The following is a 23653-nucleotide window of genomic DNA, read 5'->3' on the forward strand; positions in this document are numbered from 1 at the left end:
CAGATGGGAGCGCTGTAATGACGAAACGGGTAGTTCTATTGGAAGAAGGTACGGCAGAGATGAAAGGGCTAATGGGTATTAAAGGGGCTGAACTTGCGGCGTTGCTCCAGGCAGGTTGGCCCGTTCCGGCCGGATTCATTGTAACAAAGGAAGGCTGTCGCGCATTCTGTACCCGTCTTGCACATCTTTCAGCTGAAGGAACCCAAGAGATTGGCAGCGCAATTCAGCATCTTGAGCAGCAATCCGGCAAATTCTTCGGCGATTCCTTAACACCGCTGCTGCTTGCCGTCCGGTCAAGTGAATCGAGTTCCCGTAATACGGCATCCCATGCTTTGCTTCATGTAGGACTGAATGATGTGACGGTGGAGGGGCTCGCTAAGCAAACGAATGATCGTCAGTATGCCCTTAATTGTTATCGAATTTTATTACAAGATTATGGTCAACTGGTGTACGACATTCCGTATGACCTATTTGAAGAAAAATGGGAAGACATCTCGATACTCGATGAAGCGAAGCTAGAATTCGCCATCGCGGAATATAAACGTTTAATAGAAGAGAGAGGACGTCATCCGTTCCCTCAGGATGTGCATTTGCAGTTAAAAGAAGCGATGCGTGCAGTTTTTAATGAAACTCAAGGAGCAGCTGTTCTTATACAGGTGATGGTCAATGGCGAGCGTGGTGACCGCAGCGGGTTCGGAACGGTATATTCTCGTCATCCAGGTACCGGGGAACGAGGTATGACAGGGGATTACATTTCAACTGATGCTTCTCGGCGTTCGAATGAAGGACTGGATCAACTGCGGAATGAAGAGTCTGAACTGTATGGTCTTTTGCAGGATGCTTGCGGTTATCTGGAGTCCCACACGAGAGAAGTACAGGAGATTCAATTTGTTGTGGATTCTGGGACCTTGTATCTTGTGGAAATTAGTGAAGCAAGGTTAACCTCACAGGCGACGCTGAGGAGTACTGTAGATCTTGTGGATGAAGAGGTAATCACCAAAGAGGATGCCATATTACGTATCCAGCCTTGGCATGTGACGGAATTGCTGAAAGCATCTTCAACTTTATCATCCGAGTTACAGCTCCTACTTGAATGGGCAGATGAAATGAAGGGGCTTACAATACTTTCGAATGTGGATCATCCAAAGGACGCCGTGAAAGCCCGCGCATTAGGGGCTGAGGGCATTGGATTGTGTCGGACAGAACAACTGTTGTTGTCTGCTTCGAGATTTCCTTTTGTACAGAAAATGATTCTGGCAGATAGTGAAGCTGAGCGCAAACGCGGACTGGAACGTCTGCTGCCGATGCAGCAGGCTGATTTTGAACAACTCTTTGAAGCGATGGATGGTTATCCGGTAACCATTCGATTGCTTGATCCGCCGCTGCATGAGCTGCTGCCTGATATTGAAAGGTTAAACGAACGACGTGAGCAGTTGGCTCTCAGGAAATTAGAGGAAAATAACACCGAAGTGCAGGAGCTTGAGCATGTTATTCACAGGGTGCTGGAATTGCATGAACAATATCCGTTGCTAGGACAGCAGGACTGTCGACTGGGAACCGTGTTCCCGGAAATCTACGATATGCAGCTGGAAGCCATTTTTCGTGCAGCGGTGAAGGGCATTCGCCAAGGACTGTGGGTGAGGCCTGAGATTATGATTCCTTTGGTGGGTCATGCCAATGAACTTCAGGTCATGAGAGATCTGGTGGATCATGTAGCGGACCAGGTGCTTGGAGAGGAGAAGCGTCACTGTCTTTACAGAGTGGGCGCACGAATTGAAGTTCCTCGAGCGGCATTGACTGCAGCTCCTATCGCCCGTCATGCGGACTTCTTCTCGTTTGGCACCGATGAGCTGACACAGATGACGTTTGGTTACAGTCGTCACCATACGGAGAAGCCATTCCTTCATTTTATTGAGTCACAACGCTCACTGCCCAGCAATCCATTTCAGGTACTGGATATCGACGGAGTGGGGCAGCTGGTGGAGATGGCTCTCCTACAGGGCCGAATTCGGAAACCTCATCTAAAAGCAGGCATCTGTGGTGAGAATGCAGCTGATCCGGCTTCCATTGCTTTTTGCCACCGGATTGGTCTGGATTATGTAAGCTGTCTGCCAGAACAGGTACCGCTTGCTCGTATTGCTGCCGCTCAGGCGGCACTCCTTGCTCAGAAGCAGTACCCAAACGAAAACAGGCAGGATGGCGATATATCGACGATTGCGTAATGTTTCCATATCCCCTCATGGAATACCAACCCCAAAACTGTTATACTGAAATATGCGTTTTGTAAAAGGAACGTAAAAATTTCAGATAAGGGTTGAAAGCGACCATGTTTAATTCCAAAAATGAGCGGACCTCATCACGGACCTTATTTGCCGTGTTATTTATTCTTATGCTGCTGAAGCTGTCGCTTTTGCGGTATTTCTTTTTCCAGGGTCTGTCCGGCATCGGTTTCGTTACTGACGCATTGGGGGCCCTGACAGTGGTATGCATCCTCGATCTGATCGTGCCAAAAGGCTGGAAGCGTCCAGTGTACGCAGGTTTTAATGTGTTGTTCTCGCTGGTATTGTTCGCGGCGACACTCTATAACGTACATTTCAGTTCGGTTCCCACATATACGGCACTCAGCGAAATTGGCCAAGTCGCCCAAGTAAGGGGCAGCATTGGACCTTTGGTGCGACCTGAGCACTTCCTGTTTTTTGTGGATATCGTACTGGCTCTGCCGGTATGGTTTATCTTGCGCAGTCGTCGTGCCTCAGCTCGTAACAGCAGCTATCGTGACAGTGGGCTCCATTTCGGCAGAAGCCGGAGACGGTATTGGGGCAAGTTGGGTGTAGCCCTCACGGCTGCATTTTGCATCGTGCTGTCCGGCAGCTTCATTGTCAAAGGGGAAACCATTGATAATGAACTGGTTCGTGCCGAAAATCTCGGCTTTCTGAATTACCAGGTGTCATCGGCGATTCTGACGAGCAAAGAAAATGAAGCCATTGCGAATGGCAACATTAACGAAACCATCGACAAGATTAATCAACTGGTTAGCAAGTATCCGTATCAGGATAAGTCGAGTCAGGGCACTGCTATCAAAACCAAATATTTTGGTCAGGCCAAAGGAAGCAACCTGATTGTCCTCCAACTGGAGTCATTTCAAAACTTCCCGATTAATGCTTCTCTCGACGGTCAAGTACTAACCCCGGTTCTGAATGATCTGGCCAAAGAAAGCTATTATTTCTCTCATTTTTTCCAACAGATCGGACAGGGAAATACATCGGATGCTGAGTTCATGTCGAACACATCCATCTATCCAACCGGAGTTGTACCTATGTCAGCAGGGTATAGTGACCGTGATCTGCCAAGTCTTCCGAAACTGCTTGGGAAAGAAGGATATGAATCTGAAACGTTCCACGTTAATGACGTCACCTTCTGGAATCGGAACAAAATGTATCCGGCGCTTGGATTCAATCGGTACTTCGACAAGCCCAGCTTTAAGAATGATAAGTTTAATGATTTTGGACCATCGGATGAGGAACTATATCGTGTAGGTGTGGAAAAAATGGCTGCGCATCAGGCTGCTAATCAGCCGTTCTATGCTCAGTTCATTACAGCATCCAGCCACTCACCGTTTACGGTTCCTGCGGACCGGGCGAGAATTACCATTCCGGCCACAATCACCAATACGTTACTGCGTGATTACCTGCAAGCGATCAATTATACGGATTATGCGGTAGGTCAGCTGATCGATGAACTCAAGGCAAACGGGTTATGGGACAACACAACACTCGTTATATATGGCGACCATTTCGGTCTGCCGGCAAACGATGAGATTACTCAGCAGATCCAGACCAATCTGGGCGTGCCCTATGACGGTAAAGTTAGTCGTTTCAACATCCCGCTCTTGATCCACACGCCGAAACAGGCGAAAGGTCAAGTCGTAGAACAGCCTGGTGGTCAATTGGATATATTGCCAACGGTGATGAACCTGATGGGTGTCTCTTTGAAGGAAGAGAAATTCACAGCCTTTGGACACGATCTGCTTAACATGGACCACAATGCGTTCGGTATCCGGTATTACTTGCCGACAGGTTCATTTGTGAATAATGACATTATGTTTATTCCGGGTGCGGGCTTTGATGATGGAACAGCCTACTCGTTAAAAACGTATGAACCCGTCACGGATCTTGAGCCGTACCGTTCTGACTATGAGCACGTGCTCAGCTTGATGAAGCTGTCTGACGAGTATGTGAAGCTGTTGCCCAAACGTGCACCGTAATTGAATTCCTATATGTATGAAATACTATAACGTCACTGGCTCACGAGCTGGTGGCGTTATTTGTTTATTCAACGTAAATCAAAACGTGTAATGAACGTGTAACTGAGAAGCAGATATCCTTTGAAACTGTAATTAATAATGTTACAATGGGTGGAGCAACCACTAACGCAGGATGACGAAAGGAATGAATATAGATGAAACTTAGTGTACTTGAACATGGACATATTAATGAAGGACGGACGGTACAGGATACCCTTCAGGAGACAGTAACTCTTGCTAAACATGCAGATGAACTGGGCTTCTCCCGCTTCTGGATGTCGGAGCATCACGGCAGCGGGGCACTTTCATTTTCCAGTCCGGAAGTTATGATTGCACACGTTGCAGCACATACCGATCGAATTCGCGTAGGTTCAGGCGGCGTTATGCTGCCCCATTACAGTGCATATAAAGTTGCCGAGAACTTCCGTTTGCTGGAAGCGCTACACCCCGGTCGAATCGATCTGGGTATTGGCAGAGCACCGGGCGGCATGCCGATTGCCAGCAGGGCTCTAAATGAAGGAAAGTCATCGAATGTGCAATTCTTCCCGCAGCAGATTGCCGATCTGGGTGGATACTTTCATGAACAGCTGCCGGAGGATCACCGTTTTGCTTCCCTAGTAGCGGGACCATCGGTTCCAACGGTACCAGAAGTGTGGTTACTGGGTTCCAGTTCTGAAGGTGCGCGAATTGCTGCGGCACAAGGGACGGCTTACGCGTTTGCCCAATTTTTCGGAACGCCGGGTGGGGAGGAAGCGATGAAGCATTATCGCAGACATTTCAAGCCTTCTATCCTGAATGACAAACCACATTCCATGATTGCGGTGTCGGCATTCTGTGCAGAGACCGAAGAAGCGGCCGCTGAACTGGCTCGCAGCAATGAGTTATTCTTCCTGCGGCTTGGCCGGGGTCTGGAGCAGAACTCATTCCCATCCCTGGAAACGGTGAACAACTATCCATTTACGGCCATGGAGATGGAACAGATCCGTCAACGCCGTTCTTTTTCCATTGTAGGTACACCGGATCAGGTAAAAGACAAAATTACGGCAATGGCTGAACGCTATGAAGCGGATGAAGTGATTATTGCATCAGCGATTCACTCATTCGAGGATCGTTTGCGTTCATTCAGCCTGATAGCGGAAGCCTTTAATTTAAAGCAGGATTAATCGGTACTGAACGGGAATTAGTATTCTGAAATGGCTGGAGCCTTGTCTTGCAAGGTTCCGGTTATACTCTTGCGTGATCAGGGAGAGGAGAGATTCACATTCGCAGATGTGTCATTAGTGATATTCATGGCTGTTACGACGAATTCAATGCTCTGCTTGAGCAGGCAGCATACGATCCGAAGCAGGATGAGCTGATTTTGTTAGGTGATTATGTCGACCGCGGACCGAAGAGCAAAGAGGTCGTGGAACAGATTATGCAGATGCACGAGCAGTACAACATTATTGTGATTAAAGGAAATCATGATGCGATGATGGTCAAGGCGCTGAACCATGATGTCGAAGACTATGACAAACACTGGATTCGCAATGGAGGTTTACAGACCCTGGCCAGCTATGTCGAGGTTTCTTTGGATGATGAGCAGTTGGACTGGAATGTTTATACTGAAGCCAAACAGTGGCTCCGTACACACTATGAGCATCATCTTCGTTTTTTGGAAAAGCTTCCCCTTGTATACGAAATTCCTGGTTATATCTTTGTGCATGCCGGGATTAATCCGGATGTGGAGGATTGGCGGACTCAGTCAGAGCGTGACTTCATCTGGATTCGGGAGCCGTTCTATTCCAGACCAACCTCGCTCAAGGAGACGGTGGTATTCGGTCACACGCCAGTCAAAAATTTGCATAACGAGCCAGGTGTCTGGTTTGATCCGAGTGGGGACAAGATTGGCATTGATGGCGGATGTGCTTATGGTGCTCGATTGAACTTGCTGGAGATCAGTGAAGACGGGAGTCTACAGACTCTTTTTGTGAAAAGAGGAGAGACCCGTCAGGGTCCCGAGGTTTAATCCACGCGGCGAATTTCAAATAAATCTCTTTAAACATAAGTATAAATTAAATCCCGTTGAAGCTCTAACCTTTTACTTTCTTGAGAATGTGGATTGGTATACATACCGACAATGGATCGAAGCTGGCGGAACGGCAGAGTTGTGCATTCGTTTACGGAGTATAAAGGCAAGACCTGACATGATTTTGTAATGAATTCGCTGTAAAGGGATTGGAATTAAGCCTTATTAACGCTATAATCAGTAAGGGTATGATTGAAATATTACATTTTATTCATCTAAATCAGAATTGACGGAGGGCTATTAATATGGAAAAAGCATTAATCTTCGGTCACAAAAATCCCGATACGGATACGATCTGCTCGGCCATTGCCTATGCAGACTTGAAAACAAAATTGGGTCAGGACGTTGAAGCTGTTCGTCTCGGCGAAGTAAACGGCGAAACTCAATTTGCATTGGATCAATTCAAAGTGGCAGCACCACGTCTGATCAAAACAGCAGCTAACGAAGTGAACAAGGTCATCCTGGTTGACCACAATGAGCGTCAGCAAAGTGTCAGCGATATTGAGGACGTGACGGTTGTCGAAGTTATCGACCATCACCGGATCGCGAACTTTGAGACAAGCCAGCCTCTGTATTTCCGTGCAGAACCTGTAGGTTGTACAGCAACCATTTTGAATAAATTGTACAAAGAAAACGGTGTGGAAATCAGCGCACCGATTGCTGGTCTGATGCTGTCCGCAATCATTTCCGACTCCCTGTTGTTCAAATCCCCAACATGCACAGAGCAAGATGTAGCAGCAGCCCGTGAACTGGCTGCCATTGCTGGCGTGGATGCAGACAGCTATGGTCTGGATATGCTGAAAGCGGGCGCGGATCTGAGCCAGAAAACGATTGCTGAACTGATCTCCCTGGACGCGAAAGAATTCGCCATGGGCCAAGCAAAAGTGGAGATTGCACAAGTGAACGCGGTTGACGTGAATGATGTGCTTGTGAAGCAGCCTGAGCTTGAAGCAGCGATTGAAGCGATTATTTCCAGCAAAGGTCTTGACCTGTTCGTATTTGTCGTAACCGACATCCTGAACAACGATTCCGTTGCATTGGCGTATGGTGCTTCCACCAAAGCTGTAGAAAAAGCGTACAATGTAACATTGTCGGATAGCAGAGCGCTGCTCAAAGGCGTCGTATCCCGCAAATCGCAAATTGTTCCCGTTCTGACCGAAGCGTTCAACTCGTTGTAAGATGCACAAAACCGACGTATAACCATTACGTCCAGATATAGAATGAATATTCAGTTACAACATCCAAGCCTGCTCTTGATCTGTCATAGGTCAGGACAGGCTTTTGTTGTAGAGGAGGATGTACCATGATCAAAAATGAAAAGATTAAAGCGACTGAAGTGCAGCTGACCGGCCTGGACGGTGAGGATCTGGGCATTATGTCTACTCGTGACGCCCTTGCACTTGCGAAGCAGCACAAGGTGGACCTGATCTGTATGTCTCTAATGACCAGCCCGCCACCATGCAAACTGATGGGCGCTGGAGCAGCGAGACAGGAAAAGCAGCAAGAGAAGAAGAAAGCTGCAAAATCACTGGATAAACGCAAACTGAAGGAGATTCGACTAAACCTGCAAATGGAAGACCACGACCGGGAGACCAAGCAATCTCAGGCAGAGCGCATCCTGACGAAGGGGGACTCGGTGAAGCTCGTCATCCAGGTGCATGGAGCCAAGGAAGGAACAGCAGGCAAGGTATGGGCAGAACAGCTATGCAAATCTCTGGCCGAGTATGGCAGTAAGACGACGGGTATTCAGGTGAGCGGCAAGCAGGTCGTAGTACAGTTAGATCCCATTGGATAATAACGATGAACAAAATAAGCTGAATAACATTGAACTATGGGACTATTCGGTCGTTATTGGAAGGCTGTCCCAAATGCTACCAAAAACCCCGTAAGCAACAGTTGACCTGCCGCTCTACGGGGTTTTTAGCATGGAATATTGTTATAGTTCTTCCGAACTCCTAATGAAAATCACGCTTCAAGCTGTTTAAATTCGCAAGTAACGGCTGCCGCCGATGCGTACATACAACTGTCCCGGCAAGACCGGAGTAGACGAGGCAGTCTGTGTATTCGCGTTACTGTTCTTGGCGTAGCGGGATAGATATAGAAAGTCCGGATAAATAACCGTATCCATTAGATAGGCTGACACTGTACTTCCGGGAATGCGGTTTTGATTGAGTGAACGGATGATTTCTTCCCCGCTTGCAATTCCGATTCCATGACCATAATATAGATCTTCACGCAGCTTAATGGTATTCTCTCCCTGCCACTCTGGTGTTTCAGGGGAAACGTCCGGATTTTTGAAGTACAATACATCCCCAGGAAGCGCAGAGTCGCTGCCGTTCTTCTCCGTTAATCTCAAATCGCTGTCATAGTGCCAGTCGTAGAGCAGCAGGTTGCGGAACAGTGAATTGAAATCATCTTCCCGAATGCTGTTCAATACTCCGCCATACAGGACAATCACAGTCGCTGTTGCACATTCAAAGGCATACAAATGACCATTCTTCCAAATATCGCGGATTCCCTCCGCAGGTGTTACCTCAGCCCTTAGCTCAAAGCCTCCTTGATCATTTCGATTCCAATATGCCGCGTTACACCTGGACTTCTCGAATGAGGCAAAGCTTACCCCGCTTCGATCAAGTGCTTCCGCTGCATCCACCAGAGACTCCCGCAGTGTCCATTCAAAGTGAAGATGATCCATGGATTGATATGTGTATACGGTTGAACTGTTCTGTAGTTGCTGTAACCACTGCCATGCAAAAGCAGACCAATCCGAACGGACCAGCTCAATCGGTTGATTCGCAACAATGATCATAATCATAACCTCCTGTATCCATTTTCAGCCTTGTACAAACGGGTATGCACGCGTATTCTGTAGTATATGACGACACTTATGCGGTTTTGTATGTCTACAATGTATAGACAGCATGAAACCCCAATAATAATGTCGATTATTGCCTCGACTTTAGTTGATCTCGTTTATAAAACATTACATTTGGGGTACTACTCTTATAGATGAAGTTATGTTCAGGTCGATCTGTTCATACGGAATATATTTAGATTCCCAATAAAGGAGGATATGTGGTGTCGAATCCAATTGCAGAGAATCGCTCTCTGTTCGAACAGTTATACACACATGCACCGATCGGCATTGCTGTTGCCTCGCATGTGAACGGACGTTGGCTCCAGCTTAATCCGGCATTTTGCGAGATGCTGGGATGCAGTGAAGATGAATTGATTGACTCCCCGATTGTACATATGATTTATGAGGAAGACCTGGAAATGGAGGAGTTTAGATCCAATTTCTGGGATATGACGAATGGATTAAGTCTGATGTATGAGATCGAGTTACGGTTTAAGCGCAAGGATTCTTCTCTTCTGTGGGCCACAGTACGAGCCTGCATCGTCAGGGATGAAGTGAGTGGCGAGCCGCTTTATTTGCTTGTGCAGGCAGCGGATATTTCGAAACAGAAGGACGCGGAGAGTCGACTAATTGTACAGCGTAAGCAGTTGGAAGAGAGCAGTCGAATCTCAAGATTGCTGGCCGAATCCTCGCTTGATCTAATTGCCATACACCAAGCCGACCCAGAGCGGACGTTCAAGTACGTATCTCCAGCCAGCAAAAGCATGTTGGGATATGATCCTGAAGAAGTTGTCGGTCAATCTGGCCTGTTCTGCATTCACCCTGACGATGTGGCTCTAGTCGAAGCTTACGTAGCTGGTCAAATCCAGGGCCTTGCGCCTGATCGAATTAGCTATCGGCTCATGCATAAGGATGGTTCTGTTATATGGGCGGATACCATTACCCATTATGTATATGACAAACAGGGAAACCTGCAGGAAATGATCGGAGTGACCCGTGATATCTCAGCGAGCATGCAGCAGCAATTAAGTCTTCAGGAATACCAATCCTTGTTTGACTGTAATCCGCTGGGGGTGGCTTCACTGGATCTGGAAGGAAACCTGTTGAAGGCCAATGCAGGTCAGGAGCAGTTGACAGGCCACACCAAGGAGGAACTGCTTAGCCGGCCGTTTGATCATCTTATTGATCCGGTGGACCTGGATAAGACAAGGTATCATTTTGAACAGACCGTAAAAGGAACTGCACAGAGCTATGAGGTAGGGCTGATTCACAAGAACGGACAGCGTATTGAGACGAGTGTAATTAATGTTCCGATTTTGCTTGAGGATCGCGTCGTTGGCGTTTATGGAATAACCAGTGATATTACGGAGTCCAAAAGGTATGTAGAGGAAATTGAAAATCTCAGTTACGAGAGGGCATTAATTCTCAATGCCATTTCAGAGGGAGTTATTGGACTGGACTCGGCGGGCAACCTGATATTTGCTAATCCTGTTGCAACGGAGATGATGGATTTCTGCCCGTCTGAGATGAATGGCAAACCGCTCGAAGAGATTATGTTACAAATGCAAAGTGAAGGTATCCCTTATCCTTCCAATGGCAATCCGATTCTTCAGGCAGTACGCGAGGGGCGAAGCCTGCCACGATCGGAGTCTGTATTTTGGAGACAGGATGGTTCCAGCTTTTTGGCGGAGTATCAACTGAAACCGATTATGGATCAGGGAGACAACCGTGGGGCTGTCCTCGTTTTCCGCGATATGACATCGGTGAAGGATATCATTCGTGCCAAGGAAGCGGCAGAGCAGGCGGACCGGGCCAAGTCCGAGTTTCTCGCGATCATGAGTCATGAGCTTCGTACACCTCTGAATGGAATTATGGGCATGGCCCACCTGTTAAAAGAAACAGAGTTGGACGAGGAGCAGTACGGCTTCGTTGATATCATGATTGACAGTGGTGAATCACTGCTGCATATTCTGAATGAGATCTTGGATTTCAGCAAGATTGAAGCAGGTAAAATGGATCTCGAACGCCAACCAGTGGACATTAAAGCTGTGCTTGGCGGGGTCATGGAACTATTCGCGCTCAGAGCTTCGGAAAAAAATATTGAATTATACTGTGAAATGTCAGATCAGATTCCCGAACGTGTAAGAGGGGATGAAACACGGATTCGTCAGATTTTGATTAATCTGGTGGGTAATGCCGTCAAATTCACGGAGCAGGGAAGCATCCAGATTCACGTGGACGTCAAAACCGCGGAGTTTTACGATGACAATCATCTCATCTTGTCATTTTCGGTCAAAGATACGGGGATTGGCATTCCGTTTAACAAGCAGCATCAACTGTTCCAATCCTTCTCACAGCTCGATCCGGCTATCAATCGTAAATACGGAGGCACAGGCCTGGGACTGGCCATCAGCAAGAAGCTAGTAGAACTGATGGGCGGCGCCATTGGTGTACAGAGTGAGGCAGGTGAGGGAGCGGATTTCCACTTCACCCTGTTACTTGAACGATGGCAAGACGAATCCAATGATCGGATGGATCCGGCGTCGGATCACGAGCTGAAGCTGGACCGAACACGTCTGGCAGCGGGAATCAAAATTCTTGTAGCCGAGGATCAGTATCTGAACAGTCATTTGTTGGAGGAAATGCTTCGTAAGCTCGGCGGTGTATGTGATATCGTGGAGAATGGTGCAGAAGCGGTGAAATCATTGGAAAGGGAAACCTACGACCTTCTCTTCATGGACATCCAAATGCCGGTTATGGATGGGATTGAAGCGACCTGCCGAATTAGGAAAACCCACCCTGAAATTCCAGTCATTGCTGCCATCACGGCATTTGCAGGAGCGAACGACCGTGAAGCCTGTCTGAAATGCGGCATGCAAGACTTTATCAGCAAACCGTTCAGCTCTGCGGAAATAAGTCGTGTGCTAAACACATGGGTTCCTTACATTCGGTCCCGGCATGAACGCTGAAGGGCGTCTGCACTGTGTATAAAGGAATAAAAAAATAACCTGCCCCCCCATTGAGGGAGCAGGTTATTTTACATACTGTCAGTATAACCCTGACAGATGTCAGGACCATCCTCCAATTAACCCGGAAAGGGTTACACACTCGTCATCTTCCAGTTCTGCAATTAGGGTAAGTTCTTCGTTGTCATTGGGGTCCACCGAGAACAATTCACGGCGTCCGTCTTCGTGGACAATAATGACTAACTTATTACCGCTTTTTGTATCAAACTGGTACTTCACTCCGATACCAGGCAATGGGCATTCCCGGATATTCATGAAACCTGTCACCTCTTTAGCTTTTCCATAGTTAAGTTAACCGTTCACACAGTACGGATGTATTCTACTATCCATAACACCGTTTGGCAAGTCGGAAATGAAATAGTAATCATTTCCTACAAGCTTCCTGAGCTGTGGTTAGTTATGCATTCCGACTCTGTCGGGTTCTTCTGCGACGGACCATAAACCAGATAAGTAATGCAATGATCAGCACCAAGGCAATGCCCCCCGTAATTATGATATTCCGAATATTCGGGACCTGTATGGTCAAATCCAGCTTATTCGTATTCAGTGGGGAGACGTGCCAAACTAGGGTTTTTCCATGATCTTCGACCAGATCTGCATTGGAATCCTGTGCCTTGATCGGCAGCGTTAGCTTGAAATCAAAATTGACATCTTTCAGCAGCAGGTTTTTGAGGAATCCGGGAACCTTGTTAATTTGGTCTTTGACCTCACCATCGGGTATGGTCTGCATCAGGTCTGCTTCCGCAGCAATATGCAATTTGGAAGTAAAAAATCCAGGTGTAGTGGATTGCTCCACCTTTATTCCATCAGGCAGATCCGACGTGCTGAACGTAGAGACGGTATTACTTTTCTCATAATGGGTCGTCGCTTTGAGTTGTGTCCGATCTCCCTGGTCCGAAACTTCGGCCTGGAAATTATTCTGCTTCAACGTATTTGCGAGCATTGTCATGAGATTGTCTTGTCCCATCATTCCCAGGGCTGAGTCGGTTACGCTCAGATTTAGGGCCAGATCCGATGAACCGTCCATATTAACCGTGACATGAGCTTCACCATCAGCACAGGCGGATAGTATAAACAGCATAAGAGTTAGTAAAAAAGCGAGTAATAGCTGACGATAATAGGGTATGCGAGTCGACATTCAGTTCAAACCTTTCTTCGTATAATCCAATTCCAATTCGTAGAAGTATAGTATACACCGTAAGGATGGCGTATGAAAATTTGTTCACTACAAGAGCGAGGTAAATCGTCCGCTATGATATAATATATCTTTAAAATTAAAGTGAAAAAGTAGGCTGCGAAGCAATAAAGCAGAGATTCAATAAAGACAATCAGTCAGACGAGTTGTTTATTGTGCTTGAGGGTGAACTGCTGATTGATTTCAAGGATTACAAAGAAAAACGACACAACATGTTGAGTGAAAATGAAGATTTCGTATTTTTGTCAATGTTCAGTCAATTCAAAGTGGGTTTGACCGTGTAAACTGATAGTAGTGTGAAGAAATACGGAGCAGGGGGGTTACATTCATGACATATATCATTATTATGGCTATCATTATGGTTGTGGGAATGGTCGGGATGGGCTGGTTCTACAAGATTATGGACAACGATCAACACTAGGGTGTATTGAAAAGAAACTTGAAAAGACAAGCCTATAAGCTGGCTTCGCAATGGTGCGAGGCGGGCTTATTTGTATATAATGCCAAAAAGTCTAAATATAGCATGAAATAATATCTGATTTAAGTGGTATGCTTGTACATGGAAATGTTTTACACTTACATCTGTAAGCGTTTACATTAAAATTTACGGGAGGCTAACATTATGGGTTTGAAGATGAAAAAAAGATCAGGCAAGAAAGCATGGATGCTGCTGGTCATGTCATTACTGATTGCGGCCGTTCCAATTACAGCCAGCGCAGCATCGGACTCCACAGCATATGCCAAACTCAATTTCAGCAACAACAAGTATTATATATTCAATAATAGCTGGGGGAGCTCGAGTGTCAGTGGCTGGTCCCAGTCCGTGTATGTGAACAGTAATACAGATCTGGGTTACGTTTGGAACTGGCCAACGACTGCGGGTGGAGTCAAAGCTTATCCTTCCCTGGTCAGCGGCTGGCACTGGACAGAGGGCTACACACCAGGCAGTGGGCTGCCAACGCGATTATCTGCGAACAAAAGTATCAATACTGGAGTAAGTTATTCTAAGGCGTCCAACACTACAGGGGAATATAATAATGCGTATGATATCTGGCTGCATGACATCGGCAATGCGACCTGGTCAAGCACACCCACCGAGGAGATTATGATCTGGAACGATTGGACTTCCGGTGTAGGTCCTATTGGTTCCAAAGTGTTCTCGGATGTGTCCATTGGTGGACAAACCTATGATCTGTATCGGGGTGAGATTACCGACAACGGAGTGCATCAATGGTGGGTATACTCCTTCCTGAAGAAGTCGAAATCCCCTAACAACTTTAGCATCAACGTCAAAAACTTCACCGATTATCTGATCTCCAAAAGTTACTTTACCAACAGCAAATATGTCAGCAGTGTTGAATATGGAACCGAAATTACGAAAGGCAGCGGCCAGATCAATTACTCTAACTGGTATGTGAACGTTCAGTAACGGCTCCGTTTATCACTATATTCCTGATTCAATCAGATGCTGCTCAGAGGAAAACCCATTTCCTTCTGATGCGGCATCTTTTAATTTTGTATTCTACCTAACATTCTTACGTAACATATGTAACGAGTGACGTAGCTGCATTTGACCGATGGACAAATATTTTTCGTAAAGTTGGGATTTTTAGGCTGCTCTTTTGTATAATAGGGTTTAGTTCAACTCGGGGAATCCCGAAATATGCCTAACAGGAAAGGGTGTACATAAATGAAATTTAGTGAGTATACGTATACACGTCCCGATCTCGAACATATCAAAACAACATTTCGTGAGCTTCTGAGTGGTTTTGAAGCTTCGACTTCGGTTGAAGAGCAGAGTGGATATATGGACAAGATTAACGCTTTGCGCAGTGACTTTGAGACGCAGGCACAATTAGTCTACATCCGTCATTCCATCGACACCAACGATGAATTTTACAAGGCGGAGAACGAGTTCCTGGATGAAGGTCAGCCCATCATTCAAGAATACATCACCGATTATTATCGGGCACTGGTTAACTCCAAATTTCGTGCTGAACTGGAACAAAAATGGGGTTCACAGCTTTTCCAGCTGGCAGATTTGTCCCTGAAAACATTCAGCCCGGAAATTATCGAGGACCTTCAGAAAGAGAACAAACTTTCCACGGAATACAACCGGCTGATTGCTTCGGCCAAAATTCCGTTTGAAGGTGAAGAACGCACATTGCCGCAGCTGCATCCGTTTGAGCTATCCACAGATCGCTCCATGCGGGAACGCGCATCGGAAGCAAGATACACGTTCATGGCTGAACATGAGGCTGAATTCGATCGCATTTACGACGAATTGGTGAAAGTGCGTACACAGATCGCGAAGAAGCTGGGTTATCCATCGTATGTGGAACTCGGTTATGACCGGATGAACCGTACGGATTACAACGCGGAGATGGTGTCCAATTTCAGAGCACAAGTCCGTGATTATATCGTGCCTGTAGCGACGAAGCTCAGAGAGCGTCAGCGCAGCCGGATTGATGTGGATACCCTCTATTTTTACGATCAGGGCTTCAGCTTTAAGACAGGGAACCCGACACCTAAAGGCGATGCCGACTGGATCATTGACAATGGTAAGAAAATGTACGCTGAATTGTCACCGGAAACGGATACGTTTTTCCAGATGATGACCGACAATGAATTGATGGATTTGGTGAGCAAAAAAGGCAAGCAGGGCGGGGGCTATTGCACCTTCCTGAATGATTACAAAGTGCCGTTTATTTTCTCCAACTTTAACGGTACATCAGGAGATATCGACGTATTGACACACGAAGCAGGTCACGCGTTCCAGGTATATGAGAGTCGTCACTTCGAAGTACCTGAGTACAACTGGCCGACGTATGAATCCGCAGAGATCCATTCCATGAGCATGGAATTCTTCACCTGGCCGTGGATGGAATTGTTCTTCAAGGAAGATACGGACAAATACAAATTTGATCACCTGTCTTCCGGACTGCTCTTTATCCCTTACGGCGTAGCAGTCGATGAATTCCAGCATTTTGTTTATGCAAATCCGGATGCAACACCAGCGGAGCGCAAGCAGGCTTGGCGCAATATTGAGAAGACCTATCTGCCGCACATCAATTACAAAGATAACGCCTATTTGGAACAAGGCGGATTCTGGCACAAACAGGGTCATATCTTCTCGTCGCCGTTCTATTACATTGACTACACACTGGCACAAATCTGTGCATTCCAGTTCTGGAAACGCAGCAACCAGGATATGAAGTCCGCATGGGCTGACTATCTGACATTATGTAAAGCCGGAGGAAGCCTGTCCTTCACAGGATTGGTAGAGCTGGCAGGTTTGAATTCTCCGTTTGAAGACGGCTGCGTATCCTCCGTCATCGGCGATATCGAAGCCTGGTTGGATGCAGTAGACGATAAAGCGTTGTAAGCGAAAAATAAAAATAAAGGTCGAAGAGGTGAAAGGGAACGAGGAAAAAACCTGACGTTACAGCATTCTGAGGCAGGGCAGATTTGAATGTATTTATTCACCTACCCTATACAAAGAATGCGAGGTTATACCATGTTGGTTTTACTGGATCAACCGTCCCAAAGGAAGCAATTGGAGCCCTTCATCTCGGGTACGAACGGGCATGTGGTCATGGGTGGAGTGCTTGCAGGACTTCAACGCGGCCGTGTCTATGCAGACCAGCTTCTTGCTCCGAAAAGTGCACTAATTTGGGCCAAAAACGAAATGTTTTATCTGATCGGAAGATCGGATAATGCACACTTCAATAGCCTTGTTAGGGAGCTGCTCGTTCAGGAGCTATTGCCCGAAGCATTAGATGCTGGCGAAGACATGCTGAATCTTGAAGTTTACCCCGAGCCCGGCTCGAATTGGTCATCAGTCCTGGATCACATGTTCAAGGGGCGTTTGCGAGAAGGATTGCGAGTTCCTTTTCAGTTCAATCTTGCGAAGTATGAACAGTGGCTGCAACGCAGTTCCAGCTCCTTGTTAATTCCTCCCGGATATGTGGTTCAAGTTATCGATCGAGCGGTAATGCTGGAGGACAAAAGCCGTATCATTGAGCAGGAGATTTTGAAATTCTGGCATTCGGTGAAGGACTTTTTCCAATACGGAGCAGGTACATGCACGGTATATCAAGGGAAAGTTGTAGGTACATGTATCTCAGTGTTTGTCAGTGGCATTCACCATGAAACAGGCATCAACACCTACGATCCGATACACCGTGGCAAGGGTCTGGCTACGGCCATGGCAAGGGCTTATGTGCAATCCGTTCTGGAACGGAATTGTGTTCCACACTGGACGACAGAGGATTTCCGTCATGATTCCATCGCGATAGCGGGTAAGCTTGGTTTCGATCAAGGCAGAGCCTATCCCGTCTATTACATGCCGATTCAGGAATTTCTGGATTGCTGAGCATCATCTGCAGGAGCTGTACCGAAGTCATGAAAATGACCAGGGGCGGCCCCTGTTTTTTGTTTCGAGTGGTGACACCTGTGAATCCAAGATCAACTTGCCCTTTTTAATTCACGCACAGATAAGCCAGTTACTGAAGAGCAGTCACAATCATTGAATAAAAATTGGATAAATTCGTCCAAATGAAACATTTATCAACTTGTTTGTGATTTAATTCACTATATCTGAAAACGGATTCAGTTACAATAAAGACAGTAAATCAGGGGTAACAGGAGGCTGGTTCAGATGGCAACACACGCTTATTATGTTCCGCCCGTGAACTTGATGGGCAGAGGATGTTTACACGAAGCAGGCAAGATGATTGAGAATATGGGTATTCGCAAAGCGCTTGTCGTAACTGATCGTCGATTGATCTCTTCCGGCGTTGCTGAACAAGTGCTGTCTATACTAAGAAAATCAGGGTTAGACTATGTGGTATATGATGAGGTTCAGCCCAATCCCACCTGTCAGAATGTACATGACGGACTTCAGGTATTTCAGGATCATGGCTGTGACGCCATTATATCGATAGGCGGAGGTTCACCTCAGGATGCTGCCAAAGCCATTGGCATAGTAGCAACCAACGGTGGACATATCCGTGCTTATGAAGGTTTGCATCAATCGAAACACAAGTCCGTGCCGCTGGTTGCCATTAACACAACGGCTGGCACGTCGAGTGAGGTGACCATGAACTACGTGATTACAGATGAGGAACGCAAGGTGAAGATGGTGATGGTGGATCGAAACAGTCTCGTTGACCTGTCAGTGAATGACCCGGAGCTAATGCTGAGCAAGCCAGCCAGTCTTACTGCGGCCACGGGCATGGATGCATTGACCCATGCGGTGGAAGCCATGGTGACGCCTGGAGGGTTCACCGTGACGAGTGCTACAGCGGCGGCGGCCGTGGAGCTGATCTTTGAATATTTGCCCAGAGCCGTCAGGGACGGCAGTGATCTGGAAGCAAGAGAGCATATGACGTATGCGTGTTTTCTTGGCGGGATTGCTTTTAATAATGCAGGCTTGGGTTATGTTCATGCGATGGCCCATCAACTGGGTGGAGTCTATGATCTGCCGCATGGGGTATGTAACGCGATGTTGCTCCCTTATGTAGAAGAATTGAATGCAAAGCATGTGCCAGGTAAATTCCGTCATATTGCCAAAGCGATCGGTATGGATGTGAAGGGGAAACGGGATGAGGAGTGTTCTGAGTACGTGATCGAAGCCATTCGTCAGCTTTCCAAGGAGGTGGGCATTCCTGAGAAACTGTCTGAATTGGGTGTGAAAGACCCTGATGTTGAGTTGCTGGCGGATAATGCCATGAAAGATGCCTGTGCACCGGGCAATCCGTATCAACCTTCCAGGGATGAAGTCATGGAGCTGTTCCGCAAAATCATATAAAGTTAAGACCAAAGAGATCCAGAGCCAGAATATATTCTGGCTTTTTTGGTGTTGTACGTGCTTCTGAGCCTTATAAATACGGATTCATTTCCTTCATTGGATAAAATAGTTTTATCTCGCAATAGTCATTATTTTTTGTTTGACAGAGGGGGTGCTTTAATCCATAATCAATCCATACTAAACACATAAGCTTTATTGGAAGGGGAGAGTCAGTCATGTCACAGTTTAAATCATCAACGAGAAAGTCATTATGGGTAGGCGCGTTAGCCGTTCTATTATTGGTAATCGTTAGCGGTTGCTCCGGATCGACCAATGATCCTGCTCCCAATGCAGCAGCCCAGCCAGGCACGAGCCAAGGTACGGATGAAAATTCAAAGACGGACGAGACTGTAACGGGGGGGACTTTTGTATATGGTCGGCCGGCTTCCGTAACCTCGTTTGATTTGCATAATCAGATTACATCGAACAATGCTTTTGCCATTGATAAAGTATTTGAACCTTTGGTTGCTTTTGATAGCAAAGGCGAGATTGTGGATTGGCTTGCCAAATCGCATAACATAAGTGATGACGGCTTGACGTATACGTTCGAGTTGCGTGATGGCTTGAAGTTCTCCAACGGCACAGATGTGACGGCAGAGGATGCCGTATTCTCGCTGGAGCGGCATTTGAAGGTGGGTGGCCCATTGGCAATATCGGCCAAGGTAGACACTGTCAAAGCAACGGATAGCCATACATTGGTGATTACGCTTAAAGAGCCGTATACGCCATTTATCTCTGAGCTTTCCAACTTCTCGAACGGTATTATTCCGAACAATTTTGGCGGAGTTACCGAGGAAGAATTTTTCAAGAAGCCGGTAGGTACAGGACCGTTCGTGGTTGAACAGTGGGACCCTGCAGGCGATGTGACCTTTACGAAGAACACTCACTACTGGCAAGAAGGAAAGCCATCGGTTGATAAGCTGGTTTACAAGCTGATAGAAGATGACAGCCAAGCAATCAACCAGTTGAAGGCGGGAGAAGTAGATGCGATTGAGTCGCTGGCTCTGCAAAATGCTGATGAAATCAAAAATGGCGCGGATACAACCGTTGTAACCAACGGCAGCTGGGTGACAGAGCAATTGTTCTTTAATACGTTGGATAAGCATTTTTCCGATGTGCATGTTCGCCGGGCATTGGCTCTGGCACTTGATCGTGACGGTCTGACTAAGGCGCTTACCTTTGGTTACGCACAGACTGCTAATTCATTGCTGCCTACAACGATTCCTTACAATTCGAATGATACGCTCAAAGCATTAAATTTTGATGTAAATGCAGCCAAAGCGGAACTGGCCAAATCGGCCTTCCCTGATGGATTCACTACAAAACTGCTTGTAGCTTCAGGCAACAGCACCAGAGCGCAAGAAGCGCAAATCATTCAGGCAGCGGGAAAACAAATTGGCATTAATATCGAGATTGAATCGATTGAACTGGCTACCTTCCGTGAACGATTCTTTGCTTATGATTTCGCAGCGATGCTGAACAGTGGGCAAGCCGATTCTCCAGAAGCGAACTCAATCGTTGCGTTCCAGACTGACCCTGATGGCTTCAGCAAATCTTACTGGACGCATTACACCAATGATGAAGTAACCAAGCTTCTGTATAAAGGTCAACAAACACCGGACGGCGATGGCCGTGCCGAAATATACTCCAAATTGCTTCAAACGCTTGCCGATGAAGTGCCTTACATTCCGCTTTATTATCCGGATATTCTGATTGGCGTTCGTTCTTCAGTAGATGGCATTGTTGTTTTGCCTAATGGCAGTGTGCGTTTTGAAGACGTTCGTATTCAGAAATGAATAAGTTCTGGTTGATCAGTACGGTGGGAAGAGCGTTGGCAGTGATCCTTTGTGTGATGACAGCAGTCTTTTTTCTCATCAGAATGGTACCAGGAGATCCTGCCAAAATGATTCTTGGCGAGTACAGCACCCCCGAGGCCGTGGAGAGCATGCACCATGCTCTCGGGTTGGATCTGCCGCTGGGGGAACAATTTATACGGTTTGTGAAGACACTGTTCACTCAGGGGGATACCGGCAATTCCATAATTAACGGAACCTCGACTAGAGAGTTGATTGCTGATCGTGCACCCGTTACCTTGCTGCTCATTGGCATGGCATGTGCCTTGGCAATTGTTATTGCACTCGTGCTTGCTACACTGGCCGCTACACACAAGGATAAGCTGCTGGATCATTTGATACGTATTTTTCCTACGGTAACGCTAGGTATGCCAATCTTCTGGGTTGGCATCCTTTTGATTCTGCTGCTGAGTGTTCATCTTCACTGGTTTCCGGTTGGTGGAGTTGGGGAAGGGTGGTGGGGCACCTTATACAGTTTGACACTTCCCGCCATCACCGTGGCTTTTTCACAGATTCCGACATTGGTTCGTTCATTGAGAGCCCAGATGCTTGAAGTACTGGAATCTGATTTTGTAGTTACATTGAAGGCTGCGAAATTACCGAGCCGGGTCATTCTATTCAAACATGTCCTGCGCAATGCGGCGCTTCCGACGCTGATCCTTCTTGGCGTTAATATCTCTTATCTCATTGGCGGCACATTGGTCGTGGAACAGGTATTTGGTATCAAGGGAATTGGCAGTCTTTTGTTTAGTTCCATTTCCAAACGGGATTTCCCGGTCATTCAAGGCATAGCCCTTTACTGTGCTGTATCTGTCGTGATCATCAGTCTCCTGATCGAGCTTCTTTCCAGGTGGCTTGATCCCAGAACGAAAGGAAAACCATGAAAACGATACAAATAGAACCTCAGTTATATGAAGACAGCCAAAACACCAGTCTCATGAATCGTATATTGAAAACTCCTTCCCTGCTTGTGGGAAGTGTGATGTTTGCCGTGCTGATCATCTTGGCTGTGCTCATACCGTGGATTAGTCCTTATGACCCTTCGGAGCAAAATTTGAGTGCCTTTTTGCAGCCTCCGTCTGCTGAACATTGGTTGGGCACAGACCAACTGGGACGTGATTTGTTCACTAGACTGATTTATGCTGCGCGAAACGATTTGAGCATTATGGTGCTGGCGGAAATTGTACCTTTTTGCATGGGCGTATTTCTAGGGATGCTCGCAGGGTATTACGGAAAATGGATGGATAAGATCATATCGTTGGTCACCGATACCTTTATCGCTTTCCCTTTTTATCTCATCGTCATTGTTGTGGCTTTTGCCAGTGGAGCAGGTGAGCGGGGGATTTATATTACGTTTATGCTCGTTGGCTGGATTGTCTTTGCCCGTGTCGTCAGGGGGCTGAGTGCATCGTACCGCAAGCAGGAATGGATCGCATCCGCACAGACGTTGGGCTTGCCGGGAATACGGATTATCCTTCGTCATCTCCTGCCCAATGTATTACCTCAGGCGATCGTTGTCCTCATGACGGATATGGTGGGGCTGCTGGTGGCGATTGTTACGCTTGGATACCTGGGCATTGGCATCGCACCACCGACCCCGGATTGGGGCACGATGATCTCGGATGGACAATCCTTTATCACGACAGCCTGGTGGCTCTCGGCAGTTCCGGGATTTGCAGTCGTTTACACGGGAATTGCTTTGTCGCTTGTCGGTGATGGATTGGCCGATGTATGGAGGAAAAAATAATGTCCACTGAACCGATTCTTGAAGTCAAGGCACTATCTCTGTCAACCAAGTCAAATCAAAAATTAGTTCAAGATGTACATTTCTCGCTCGGCAGAGGGGAAAGCCTGGGATTAGTAGGTGAATCCGGCTCCGGTAAATCACTAACTCTTCGTTCCATTCTGGGACTGTTACCAAGCGGTGTGGAGCAGACGGGTGGAACCATTCGCAGTGATGTGAACAGCGCCATGGTGTTTCAAGACCCAAGAGGTGCGCTCGATCCGCTCTGTCCCGTTGTTAAACAGCTGGCGGAAGTTGTCTATTACAGGCAAAAGTTAAGCAGGAAGGCCTCCAGGGTAGCAGCGCTGGAATTACTTGAACTGTTGGGGCTTCCCGACTCATTGAAGCGTGAGGATCGATACCCTAGCCAGCTGTCTGGTGGGCAGTGTCAGCGGGTAGTCATTGCATTGGCTCTGGCGTGCAAGCCAGGCATTCTGCTCTGTGATGAACCAACAACGGCGCTGGACGTTACTGTGCAGCGTCAAATTATGGAGACGATCCAACGTTTGCAGCGAGAACTGGGATTCGCCATGGTCTTTGTAACACATAATCTGGCGATTGCAGCGACGCTGTGCTCGAAGCTGTGCGTGATGAAGCAGGGGCAGATTGTGGAGTACGGGGATTCACTTGACCTTTTGCAAAACCCGCAAGATTCTTACACCCAGATGCTTATTAACTCGGTGCTTCCTTTACCGACGCTTGAAGGGAGCGAATAAC

Annotated in this window: 18 protein-coding genes; 15 read left to right on the forward strand and 3 right to left on the reverse strand. The window is 47.0% G+C overall.

From position 1 onward, the window contains the following. Positions 1-17: 17 nt before the first annotated feature. From BMW94_RS01815 to infC, 6 genes are all read left to right on the forward strand, one after another. Complete coding sequence (locus BMW94_RS01815) at positions 18-2222, forward strand: putative PEP-binding protein (protein WP_090993877.1); 2205 nt, start codon at positions 18-20, stop codon at positions 2220-2222. Between the two features lie 104 nt (positions 2223-2326). Next, positions 2327-4264, forward strand: coding sequence for an LTA synthase family protein (locus BMW94_RS01820; RefSeq protein WP_090993879.1), 1938 nt, complete (start codon positions 2327-2329; stop codon positions 4262-4264). 194 nt (positions 4265-4458) lie between these two features. Further along, positions 4459-5466, forward strand: coding sequence for an LLM class flavin-dependent oxidoreductase (locus BMW94_RS01825; RefSeq protein ID WP_090993881.1), 1008 nt, complete (start codon positions 4459-4461; stop codon positions 5464-5466). 113 nt (positions 5467-5579) lie between these two features. Beyond that, entirely contained in the window at positions 5580-6311 is a 732-nt protein-coding gene (locus BMW94_RS01830; protein WP_368086889.1) for a metallophosphoesterase family protein, read from the forward strand. A gap of 305 nt (positions 6312-6616) precedes the next feature. Further along, on the forward strand, positions 6617-7549 hold the full coding sequence (locus BMW94_RS01835) for a manganese-dependent inorganic pyrophosphatase (protein ID WP_076289717.1): 933 nt from the start codon (positions 6617-6619) through the stop codon (positions 7547-7549). A gap of 125 nt (positions 7550-7674) precedes the next feature. After that, the gene (gene infC, locus BMW94_RS01840; RefSeq protein ID WP_090993886.1) at positions 7675-8166 is read left to right on the forward strand and encodes a translation initiation factor IF-3; all 492 of its coding nucleotides are present in this window, start codon (positions 7675-7677) and stop codon (positions 8164-8166) included. 186 nt (positions 8167-8352) lie between these two features. Here the strand turns inward: infC and BMW94_RS01845 are convergent, their stop codons facing one another. Further along, positions 8353-9180 (reverse strand): protein-glutamine gamma-glutamyltransferase, encoded by an 828-nt coding sequence (locus tag BMW94_RS01845; protein WP_090993888.1) that lies wholly within the window; start codon positions 9178-9180, stop codon positions 8353-8355. 269 nt (positions 9181-9449) lie between these two features. Here BMW94_RS01845 and BMW94_RS01850 point away from each other — a divergent pair, with 269 nt between their 5' ends. Then, positions 9450-12197 (forward strand): PAS domain S-box protein, encoded by a 2748-nt coding sequence (locus BMW94_RS01850; protein WP_139209283.1) that lies wholly within the window; start codon positions 9450-9452, stop codon positions 12195-12197. A 99-nt stretch (positions 12198-12296) separates the two neighbouring features. On the opposite strand, the gene BMW94_RS01855 is transcribed toward BMW94_RS01850, so the two are convergent. Continuing rightward, complete coding sequence (locus BMW94_RS01855; RefSeq protein ID WP_053779896.1) at positions 12297-12509, reverse strand: cation:proton antiporter regulatory subunit; 213 nt, start codon at positions 12507-12509, stop codon at positions 12297-12299. Positions 12510-12651: 142 nt separating this feature from the next. Then, on the reverse strand, positions 12652-13392 hold the full coding sequence (locus BMW94_RS01860; protein ID WP_090993892.1) for a hypothetical protein: 741 nt from the start codon (positions 13390-13392) through the stop codon (positions 12652-12654). A 679-nt stretch (positions 13393-14071) separates the two neighbouring features. On the opposite strand from BMW94_RS01860, the gene BMW94_RS01865 reads away from it, so the two are divergent. From BMW94_RS01865 to BMW94_RS01900, 8 genes are all read left to right on the forward strand, one after another. Then, positions 14072-14878 carry a glycoside hydrolase family 12 protein gene (locus BMW94_RS01865; protein WP_254790073.1) on the forward strand — a complete coding sequence of 269 codons (807 nt, stop codon included), beginning with the start codon at positions 14072-14074 and terminating at the stop codon, positions 14876-14878. A gap of 261 nt (positions 14879-15139) precedes the next feature. Continuing rightward, the gene (locus tag BMW94_RS01870) at positions 15140-16834 is read left to right on the forward strand and encodes a M3 family oligoendopeptidase (protein WP_090993894.1); all 1695 of its coding nucleotides are present in this window, start codon (positions 15140-15142) and stop codon (positions 16832-16834) included. A gap of 132 nt (positions 16835-16966) precedes the next feature. After that, on the forward strand, positions 16967-17824 hold the full coding sequence (locus tag BMW94_RS01875) for a GNAT family N-acetyltransferase (protein WP_175480551.1): 858 nt from the start codon (positions 16967-16969) through the stop codon (positions 17822-17824). Between the two features lie 285 nt (positions 17825-18109). Beyond that, entirely contained in the window at positions 18110-19261 is a 1152-nt protein-coding gene (locus tag BMW94_RS01880; RefSeq protein ID WP_090993898.1) for an iron-containing alcohol dehydrogenase, read from the forward strand. A 215-nt stretch (positions 19262-19476) separates the two neighbouring features. Then, a complete protein-coding gene (locus BMW94_RS01885) occupies positions 19477-21096 on the forward strand; it encodes an ABC transporter substrate-binding protein (protein ID WP_090993900.1) in 1620 nt (539 codons plus the stop codon). After that, positions 21093-22037: an ABC transporter permease gene (locus BMW94_RS01890; RefSeq protein ID WP_302847974.1), complete on the forward strand. Its 945-nt coding sequence runs from the start codon at positions 21093-21095 to the stop codon at positions 22035-22037. The genes BMW94_RS01885 and BMW94_RS01890 overlap by 4 nt, the downstream gene beginning before the upstream one ends. After that, complete coding sequence (locus BMW94_RS01895; protein ID WP_090993904.1) at positions 22034-22900, forward strand: ABC transporter permease; 867 nt, start codon at positions 22034-22036, stop codon at positions 22898-22900. Before BMW94_RS01890 ends, BMW94_RS01895 begins: the two co-directional genes overlap by 4 nt. Further along, positions 22900-23652 (forward strand): ABC transporter ATP-binding protein, encoded by a 753-nt coding sequence (locus BMW94_RS01900; protein ID WP_090993906.1) that lies wholly within the window; start codon positions 22900-22902, stop codon positions 23650-23652. The genes BMW94_RS01895 and BMW94_RS01900 overlap by 1 nt, the downstream gene beginning before the upstream one ends. The last annotated feature ends 1 nt before the right edge of the window (position 23653 follow it).

This window comes from Paenibacillus sp. OK003 (assembly GCF_900109515.1).
GTDB classification, from domain to species: Bacteria; Bacillota; Bacilli; order Paenibacillales; family Paenibacillaceae; genus Paenibacillus; species Paenibacillus marchantiae.

What these genes read in the sequence shown, in the direction of transcription:
- BMW94_RS01815 (WP_090993877.1), top strand. Translation starts at nt 18, where the DNA reads ATGACGAAACGGGTAGTTCTATTGGAAGAAGGTACGGCAGAGATGAAA.
- BMW94_RS01820 (WP_090993879.1), top strand. Translation starts at nt 2,327, where the DNA reads ATGTTTAATTCCAAAAATGAGCGGACCTCATCACGGACCTTATTTGCC.
- BMW94_RS01825 (WP_090993881.1), top strand. Translation starts at nt 4,459, where the DNA reads ATGAAACTTAGTGTACTTGAACATGGACATATTAATGAAGGACGGACG.
- BMW94_RS01835 (WP_076289717.1), top strand. Translation starts at nt 6,617, where the DNA reads ATGGAAAAAGCATTAATCTTCGGTCACAAAAATCCCGATACGGATACG.
- infC (WP_090993886.1), top strand. Translation starts at nt 7,675, where the DNA reads ATGATCAAAAATGAAAAGATTAAAGCGACTGAAGTGCAGCTGACCGGC.
- BMW94_RS01845 (WP_090993888.1), bottom strand. Translation starts at nt 9,180, where the DNA reads ATGATCATTGTTGCGAATCAACCGATTGAGCTGGTCCGTTCGGATTGG.
- BMW94_RS01855 (WP_053779896.1), bottom strand. Translation starts at nt 12,509, where the DNA reads ATGAATATCCGGGAATGCCCATTGCCTGGTATCGGAGTGAAGTACCAG.
- BMW94_RS01860 (WP_090993892.1), bottom strand. Translation starts at nt 13,392, where the DNA reads ATGTCGACTCGCATACCCTATTATCGTCAGCTATTACTCGCTTTTTTA.
- BMW94_RS01865 (WP_254790073.1), top strand. Translation starts at nt 14,072, where the DNA reads ATGGGTTTGAAGATGAAAAAAAGATCAGGCAAGAAAGCATGGATGCTG.
- BMW94_RS01870 (WP_090993894.1), top strand. Translation starts at nt 15,140, where the DNA reads ATGAAATTTAGTGAGTATACGTATACACGTCCCGATCTCGAACATATC.
- BMW94_RS01875 (WP_175480551.1), top strand. Translation starts at nt 16,967, where the DNA reads ATGTTGGTTTTACTGGATCAACCGTCCCAAAGGAAGCAATTGGAGCCC.
- BMW94_RS01880 (WP_090993898.1), top strand. Translation starts at nt 18,110, where the DNA reads ATGGCAACACACGCTTATTATGTTCCGCCCGTGAACTTGATGGGCAGA.
- BMW94_RS01885 (WP_090993900.1), top strand. Translation starts at nt 19,477, where the DNA reads ATGTCACAGTTTAAATCATCAACGAGAAAGTCATTATGGGTAGGCGCG.
- BMW94_RS01890 (WP_302847974.1), top strand. Translation starts at nt 21,093, where the DNA reads ATGAATAAGTTCTGGTTGATCAGTACGGTGGGAAGAGCGTTGGCAGTG.
- BMW94_RS01895 (WP_090993904.1), top strand. Translation starts at nt 22,034, where the DNA reads ATGAAAACGATACAAATAGAACCTCAGTTATATGAAGACAGCCAAAAC.
- BMW94_RS01900 (WP_090993906.1), top strand. Translation starts at nt 22,900, where the DNA reads ATGTCCACTGAACCGATTCTTGAAGTCAAGGCACTATCTCTGTCAACC.